Raw genomic sequence first — 6,908 nt, 5'->3', positions numbered from 1 at the left:
GCATGAACATCCATACAAGATGATCAGCAACAACTCAACTCGCAGTTATATTCTTTTGTTGAAGTTATTTAAAAAGCCAGAGAAATAGTTCTCTGGCTTTTTTATTGCATAAGGACATGTATTTTGAAAAAGGTTGAATACGGCTTAAGTTACTATAAACGATCGCCGGCCTTGATCTATTTTTTGGCGGAAAATTTTTGCTCTTCAATTCATTGGATTTTTTCCTATTCCTACTAGTTGTTTTTATAGTTTATTGGACTCTGCCTAACGTATATAGAAAGGTTTGGTTGATCTCTGCTTCCGTATTCTTTTACGGTTTTTGGAGTATAGGATTCTTATTTCATTTTTTAGGAATATTAACTTTTAATTATTTGTTTTATTATTTTGCTCACGGTTCGTATACCAAGGCAAAAGTTTCCTTTCTCGTTATTGTAAACCTGTTTAATCTTGCGATTTTTAAATACTTAATCTTTTTCGAAACCGTTTTGAATGATCTGGGATTTTCGATCCAGGTCGCATATCCTTTGAAGGATTTCGTACTACCTCTTGCGATCAGCTTCTATACTTTTCAGATCATCGCTTTTCATATAGATTGTTACAGGGGGGAACTGAAAGAGAAGGTAAGCCCCCAAGACTTTTTCTTTTTTATACTTTTTTTTCCTCAGTTGATCGCGGGTCCTATTATTCGATGGGCTGAGCTTAAGAGGCAAATCGATCGTAATAAATTACCTCATGCGGATCTATTAAGAACCGGAAGTATTCTTATCTTTTTCGGTTTATTAAAAAAGGTGGTTATCGGAGATCAATTAGGTACATTAATAGATCCTGTTTTTCAATCTCCTGAAAAATACAACCAAGCGGCGATCTTATTAAGTACCTACGGTTTTGCCGTTCAGATCTATTCCGATTTTTCCGGTTATTCGGATATTGCTCGAGGATTGGCTATTCTTCTCGGATTTAATATTCCGAGGAATTTTGATACTCCATACTTCGCGACTACCTTGCAGGAGTTTTGGCAAAGATGGCATATTACTCTTTCTCGTTGGTTAAGGGATTATTTATACATCCCCTTGGGTGGAAATAGAACTGGTAAAATTAATACGTATATAAATCTACTTTTGACGATGTTATTGGGCGGACTTTGGCACGGAGCAAATTATAATTTCTTAATATGGGGAGGCCTTCACGGTCTATTTTTGGCGATAGAAAGGCCTTTTGTTAGGACTTTTCAGAAGTATTCCAAATTTTGGCAGCTCGGAATTCGAAGTTTGATCCTATTTCATTTCGTTTGTATTACCTGGATATTCTTTCGGAGCTCCAACTTAAGGGAAGCGATCGTATTTTTCGAAGGATTTACTCGAAAGGTAGGTTCTAATTTATCTAATAACAGTCTTGCAGGCTGGCTCATATTTGCCGCGATAATACTTCATGTGTTCGAACGTAATTATCGTAAATTGGATTTTTTAACTCGAAAATTTTGGCCATTGCCCGCCTTCGGTATCGCGTTATTTGCCTTGTTCCCATCCACAGTCACTAATGTTATGACTTTCATATATTTTCAATTTTAAGGATAGATAGAATGCGCAAAATTTTCTTTATTCTTTCCATTCCTGTCTTTTTCGTTACTCTTATTTTATTGGATCGTTTGATCACATCCGAGCCTGTCATACAATTTGTCAGAAAACAAAAAACTATGCAGGAGAACTCTTTAGAATTGATTCGATTGAAACTAGGCGAATTGGAACGAATAAATAGAAAGACCGCGGTTTTTTTAGGTTCTTCACAATCTTTTTACTTTTCCACCTTATCGAATAACGTAAATAATTGGGAGCCAGAAGCAGGAGTCGAGTTCGGTATCCAAAACGGATTTGCGCTAACTGCAGTCGATTTTTTTGCGGAGATGGCGATCTTGGACGAAATTCTCGAAGCTAAACGCCGCCCTGATTTTATTGCAGTGGAAATTTCGCCGTTTCTCGCAAATGAATCCCTGCAGATTTTTAGATGGGATTCGAACGTATATGAAAAATCTTTTTTAGATACTTTCTCTCAGGATGATCTGCCTATTGCTTTACGTTCTAAATTTCGTACAGGAAAGTTTTTCCACTCGTTACAATACGGAGTAAGTTTCTATAATTTAGCCACATATTCTAAACGTCAAAATGCTACGGGGATCGATCCGAATACGATCCAAGGAGTTTTAGAATTCGCATTATTTTCAAGAGAAGAACCGGACTTAAAGGGAAAGAAAGCCGAAGAATTTTTCGAAGAAGAATATACTAAGACTGGAGAAGCCCAAGATCATTTCGGTTATTATAAAAACTTTCGAGTTTGGGACGGTTTTTATGATATTTTACTCAAACGAGTCCGGAAAATGGAAGAGTTGGGTATCAAATATGTTCTTTGGATCCCTGCAATTCATCCGGTACATGAAAAATACGTTTATAAACCTCAGGGAGTCGAAGAGAAATTCATTTCTAATTTTAAGAAAAGAATGAGGGATTCCGGAGACCTAGTCGTTTTCGACGCCAGACCTTTAGGTAGAAGCTGCGATTCATGGGCTGATTCCGTTCATTTAGGTTCTATCTGTTATAAAAACTTAGCCGATTCCTTATACGGTGCCGGAAAATAATTTTTCCTAGTTCATATATTTTTTCTTTGCGTTAAGGATCCGAAGGGCTTGTCCCGAAGGGATGAGGGCTTCGCCCGAACCCGCAGGAGCCTGGCCCGACTTATTTACTCGTATTTTACTTTTATTCCTCGAAAAAATTTGTCGGGCAACGCCCAAAAATACTTAAGTAAACACTTGACTATTTTTCGTTCGCCCTTATACTTAAGCAAATGCTTAACAATTCCTCTTTGGACAGGATCTTCTATGCCTTGTCGGATCCGACTCGCCGGGATATCGTAGAAAGACTTAGCAAGAAGTCTGCTTCCGTGAGCGAACTTGCAAGTCCCTTGGACATGAGTATGGCTGCGGTCGTCCAGCATGTACAAATCCTGGAAGAAAGCGGTTTGATCAAAACCCAGAAGATAGGCCGAGTGCGTTCTTGTAGAGTGGAAACAAATTCATTAGAACTGATCGAAAATTGGGTCCACCAGCGCAAAAAATTCTGGGAAAGGAACTTGGATCGATTGGGAGAATTTTTAGAAAAAACGGAGAAGGGAAAGAAGTGATTATGGAAAACCTGAAAGTAGCTCACGAAATTTTTAGTATAGAAAGGGTGTATCAATCCGATCCGGGATCCGTATATTCCGCATGGAGTAATGTGGAAGCAAAAGCGAATTGGTTTATAGGTCCGGGAGACTGGTCGGTCGTGCAAAGAAAATTGGACTTCCGGATCGGTGGAGAAGAAATACTACATGGTCGTTTTCCAAACGGAAAAGAAACCTTATATAAGGCTAGATTTTCCGATTTAATCGAGAACCGAAGGATCGTTTTTGTTTATGATATGATCTTAAGCGGAAAGATCCATTCAGTGTCCATCGCTTCTATAGAGATCGAAAAAGTGGATCCTTCTGCCACAAAACTGATATTCACGGAGCAGGTCGCATTTTTAGACCAAACAATAGGAAGAGAAGGTGTAGCTTCCAGAAAAGAAGGCACATTGGCGCATCTAATCAGATTAACGGATTATCTAGAAAAAGTCAAATAAGGAGAACTAAAATGAAAATTACTAATTCAATATATTCTATTTTTATACTATTCTTGGTTGTCTCTTGTTCAGCGGGTCGGCCTTTTCAACTTCGTGAAACACCTCCCGACATCACATCCGAGCCTTACGAAAAAGGACTCGCTCCTATCGGAGATATACGGATGTATTATGAGATCCACGGCAAAAAGGACGGAATTCCACTTGTTCTGTTGAATGGAGGAGGTTCAACGATAGAAGTAACTTATAGCCGGATACTTCCTCTTCTCGCTCAAAATCGTAAAGTGATCGCTCTGGATGAACAAGGACATGGAAGAACGACGGACAGAAATGCTCCTGTTAGTTTCGAGACCTCTGCGGAAGACGTAGTCGCTCTTCTGAAATTTCTAAAAGTAGAACAAGCGGATATTTTCGGTTTTAGTAATGGAGCGAGCGTTGCTTTGAATGTGGCGATCAAACATCCTAAACTAGTGCGTAAACTCATATTCGCTTCTTCTATAACAAAGAGGGAAGGCGCTTATCCTATGTTTTGGAATTTTATGAAGAATGCTACTTTTGAAAATATGCCTCAGGCACTTAAGGATGCTTTTTTAAAAGTAAATCCGGATCCCCAAAAATTGCATACAATGTATGAGAAAGATGCTGCTAGAATGCGCAGCTTCAAAGATCTTAGCGATAAAGAAATTAGAACTGTTGGAATTCCAACCTTGATCCTGCTTGGAGATAGAGATGTTCCGAAATTGGAACACGCGGTCGAGATGGTCCGAATGATCCCGAAAGCAAGACTTTTGATTTTGCCTGGAGGACATGGGGATTATTTAGGAGAAGCGATCATGTCCCAGGGAAAGGATAGATATCCTGAATTGACTTCCGCTTTGGTCCAAGATTTTTTGGATTCTCCGTAAAGCTAAGATCAAAATCCGGATCCAAACAGTCTATTTTCTAAATATAGATTGGGAAATAACATGCTAGATTGGATTAAAAATTGGATTCAGGATCGAAAGACGTTACAAAGGGGAAGGGAATTATTTTCCAAGATCCAGAACGGAGACAAACAAGGTTTTAGAAAAATTTTGGATCTGATCCCGAATAAAGGTGAGTTGAAAGAATGTACGAAAGGTCTTCTCGGTTTTTGTGCTTCCGAGATCCAAGATCCTTTTTATTTGGAAACTTTGCTGAATGCAGGTCTGGATCCGAACCTTCCGGATAGAAACGGGATCTTTCCTATTCATAAAGCCGTCGAAAACGGGAAGATCAAACCCGTTCAGATCTTGTTGGAACATGGAGCGGACCCGAATGTTGCGGATCCGAAAGGTGTGACTCCATTACATATTTCTTATAGTTACGATGGATTAGCCGAAATTTCGGAACTTTTGATCTCCAGCGGTGCAGACACGGAGAAAAGAGATAATTTGGGCAAGAGATATTTAATGTAATTTTTTATGTAGGAATTCCTACAAAATGATACTTGTTGGAATTCCCACTCGGTGTAGGAGTTCCAACACGCCATAAACGGAAGGTTCGTTTTGGTCGGCACCACTCGCTATCGCTCGGGTCGCGCTGCTCCGATTTCGCGCATTCGCGCTCATCCGTGACGCTTTCCGCGTCCCGGACTAAAGATCTGCGCATCGCTGCCGCGGGAAATTCCACTTTGTATTTAAAATTTCATATTCAATTCGGATATTTTGGAATATTTTATAATTCGGATCTTTCCCATTTCTATCCGAGATTTCGATGGGAATATATTTAAAAAAAGTCTGGTTACTTCTTCTTTTATTCTTTGGCGTCTGCTCCAAAGTGGATTTCCGATACTCCGCTTATACGGTCCACTTTGCCGAAAAAGAAGAGATCATTTCTTTATCTAAATGGGCAACAGAAGGCCAATTCCAAACAAGCAGCTCTAAGATACGCACAAATGCAATTTTAGTGATCCAAGATGGAAAAACGATATTAGAAGCCTACTCTTCCGGATTCGGACCAATAACATTACACCCGACCTGGTCTATTAGCAAATTCTTATTGAATGGAGCGGTCGGACAAGCAGTGGCTCTCGGAAAATTGGATTTAGAAAAACCTGTTCGGTCTTATCTTCCAAAATATAGTGTTTCAAATTCGGAAGAACTAAAAGTAAAACATCTGCTTTTCTTCGCATCCGGGATCGACTGGAAAGAAAGATATGAATGGGCGCCTGTCAATTCCGATATTCTAAAAATATTATACGGGGAAGAAAACAAGGATATAGCGGACTATATTTCTAAATTAAAGTTTTCTCATGTTCCTGGAGAAAAGATCTCTTATTCAAGCGGGGATTCTAATTTATTATCTGCGGTTTTAAATTCCGTAGAGAAAAACTTTCCCGAGGTCTATTTTAAACGGATCGGGATAGGATCTTATATTTGGGAAAGGGACGGTAAGGGAGTTCCGGTAGCTTCTTCTTATGTATATCTATCCGCAAGAGATCTTGCAAAAATTGGACTTTTATATTCCGGAGAAATTTCAGGAAAACCTTCCGGGATATTTTCGAAAGATTGGATCCCTAAAACGTTTAGAATTTACGATCTAAAAAGTAAAAGGCCTTGGTATTTGGATACACTTCGTATTCCAAGTATGGGAGGGCATGTATACCTGAATCGATTCTCTCCTGATTCGGAAGAACTTTATTATCCTGAGCTTTCTACTGATTCCTTTTTTGCTTCCGGACATTGGGGACAATATATGGTGGTGGATCCCGAGAAAAAATTGGTAGTGGTCCGTTTGGGAAATGACAGAGGTGCAAGATTTCCAATGAGAGAATTTCTGGATCGTTTGCTTCCTATTATAAATGAAAAGGATCAGGGAAAATTTCCATGAAGAATTTTATAAAAATATTATATATTCTTGGAACTATCCTATCGATGCTGTTCTTGGTTATATTCTCAGTTTGGAAATGGAGAATTCTTCCGGACTCGCTCGGCAGAACATATTCTATATTTGCGGCAAAAGAAGGCTGCTCTTGTTTATTCGTTTCTAAAGGATCCGAAGAATATTGTAAGGATTATACAAAACAATTTTTCTCTCCGGATCTTTGGATCCAGGATGATAATTCTCTGTCTATTAAATTTTCCACTTTATTTACCAATTTTAAATCAAAGGCTATTTTCAAACCAAAGCAGGGTTGCAGCATATATTTTCCTTGAAAATTCCTCAAGAAGCGCCTAACGAATGCAAATAACTTCAAAAAAATCGAAAATTCTTAATTATATATAACTTTTTTCTGGC

Annotated in this window: 8 protein-coding genes; all 8 read left to right on the top strand. The window is 38.8% G+C overall.

Translation table 11 applies throughout. The annotated features are described in order from the left end of the window. The first annotated feature begins 197 nt into the window (after positions 1-197). The 8 genes from EHR06_RS17755 (at position 198) to EHR06_RS17720 (ending at position 6,826) form a co-directional block, all read left to right on the top strand. Positions 198-1,568: an MBOAT family O-acyltransferase gene (locus tag EHR06_RS17755; RefSeq protein ID WP_167492315.1), complete on the top strand. Its 1,371-nt coding sequence runs from the start codon at positions 198-200 to the stop codon at positions 1,566-1,568. 11 nt (positions 1,569-1,579) lie between these two features. Further along, on the top strand, positions 1,580-2,629 hold the full coding sequence (locus EHR06_RS17750; RefSeq protein ID WP_135758233.1) for a DUF1574 family protein: 1,050 nt from the start codon (positions 1,580-1,582) through the stop codon (positions 2,627-2,629). Positions 2,630-2,838: 209 nt separating this feature from the next. Then, the gene (locus tag EHR06_RS17745) at positions 2,839-3,174 is read left to right on the top strand and encodes an ArsR/SmtB family transcription factor (protein WP_135758232.1); all 336 of its coding nucleotides are present in this window, start codon (positions 2,839-2,841) and stop codon (positions 3,172-3,174) included. Between the two features lie 2 nt (positions 3,175-3,176). Then, entirely contained in the window at positions 3,177-3,653 is a 477-nt protein-coding gene (locus EHR06_RS17740; protein ID WP_135758231.1) for an SRPBCC domain-containing protein, read from the top strand. An 11-nt stretch (positions 3,654-3,664) separates the two neighbouring features. After that, positions 3,665-4,555, top strand: coding sequence for an alpha/beta fold hydrolase (locus EHR06_RS17735; RefSeq protein WP_135758230.1), 891 nt, complete (start codon positions 3,665-3,667; stop codon positions 4,553-4,555). A 60-nt stretch (positions 4,556-4,615) separates the two neighbouring features. Further along, positions 4,616-5,086: an ankyrin repeat domain-containing protein gene (locus EHR06_RS17730; RefSeq protein WP_135758229.1), complete on the top strand. Its 471-nt coding sequence runs from the start codon at positions 4,616-4,618 to the stop codon at positions 5,084-5,086. Between the two features lie 298 nt (positions 5,087-5,384). Beyond that, on the top strand, positions 5,385-6,500 hold the full coding sequence (locus tag EHR06_RS17725; protein WP_135758228.1) for a serine hydrolase domain-containing protein: 1,116 nt from the start codon (positions 5,385-5,387) through the stop codon (positions 6,498-6,500). Next, complete coding sequence (locus EHR06_RS17720) at positions 6,497-6,826, top strand: hypothetical protein (protein ID WP_135758227.1); 330 nt, start codon at positions 6,497-6,499, stop codon at positions 6,824-6,826. The genes EHR06_RS17725 and EHR06_RS17720 overlap by 4 nt, the downstream gene beginning before the upstream one ends. The last annotated feature ends 82 nt before the right edge of the window (positions 6,827-6,908 follow it).

It is taken from the genome of Leptospira dzoumogneensis (genome assembly GCF_004770895.1).
GTDB lineage: Bacteria > Spirochaetota > Leptospiria > Leptospirales > Leptospiraceae > Leptospira_B > Leptospira_B dzoumogneensis.
Note: the sequence above shows the minus strand (reverse complement) of the source record. Positions and strands in the feature narration are given on the sequence as shown.

Excerpts from the sequence above, each read along its gene's own strand:
- EHR06_RS17750 (WP_135758233.1), top strand. The coding sequence starts at position 1,580 with ATGCGCAAAATTTTCTTTATTCTTTCCATTCCTGTCTTTTTCGTTACT.
- EHR06_RS17745 (WP_135758232.1), top strand. The coding sequence starts at position 2,839 with ATGCTTAACAATTCCTCTTTGGACAGGATCTTCTATGCCTTGTCGGAT.
- EHR06_RS17740 (WP_135758231.1), top strand. The coding sequence starts at position 3,177 with ATGGAAAACCTGAAAGTAGCTCACGAAATTTTTAGTATAGAAAGGGTG.
- EHR06_RS17735 (WP_135758230.1), top strand. The coding sequence starts at position 3,665 with ATGAAAATTACTAATTCAATATATTCTATTTTTATACTATTCTTGGTT.
- EHR06_RS17730 (WP_135758229.1), top strand. The coding sequence starts at position 4,616 with ATGCTAGATTGGATTAAAAATTGGATTCAGGATCGAAAGACGTTACAA.
- EHR06_RS17725 (WP_135758228.1), top strand. The coding sequence starts at position 5,385 with ATGGGAATATATTTAAAAAAAGTCTGGTTACTTCTTCTTTTATTCTTT.
- EHR06_RS17720 (WP_135758227.1), top strand. The coding sequence starts at position 6,497 with ATGAAGAATTTTATAAAAATATTATATATTCTTGGAACTATCCTATCG.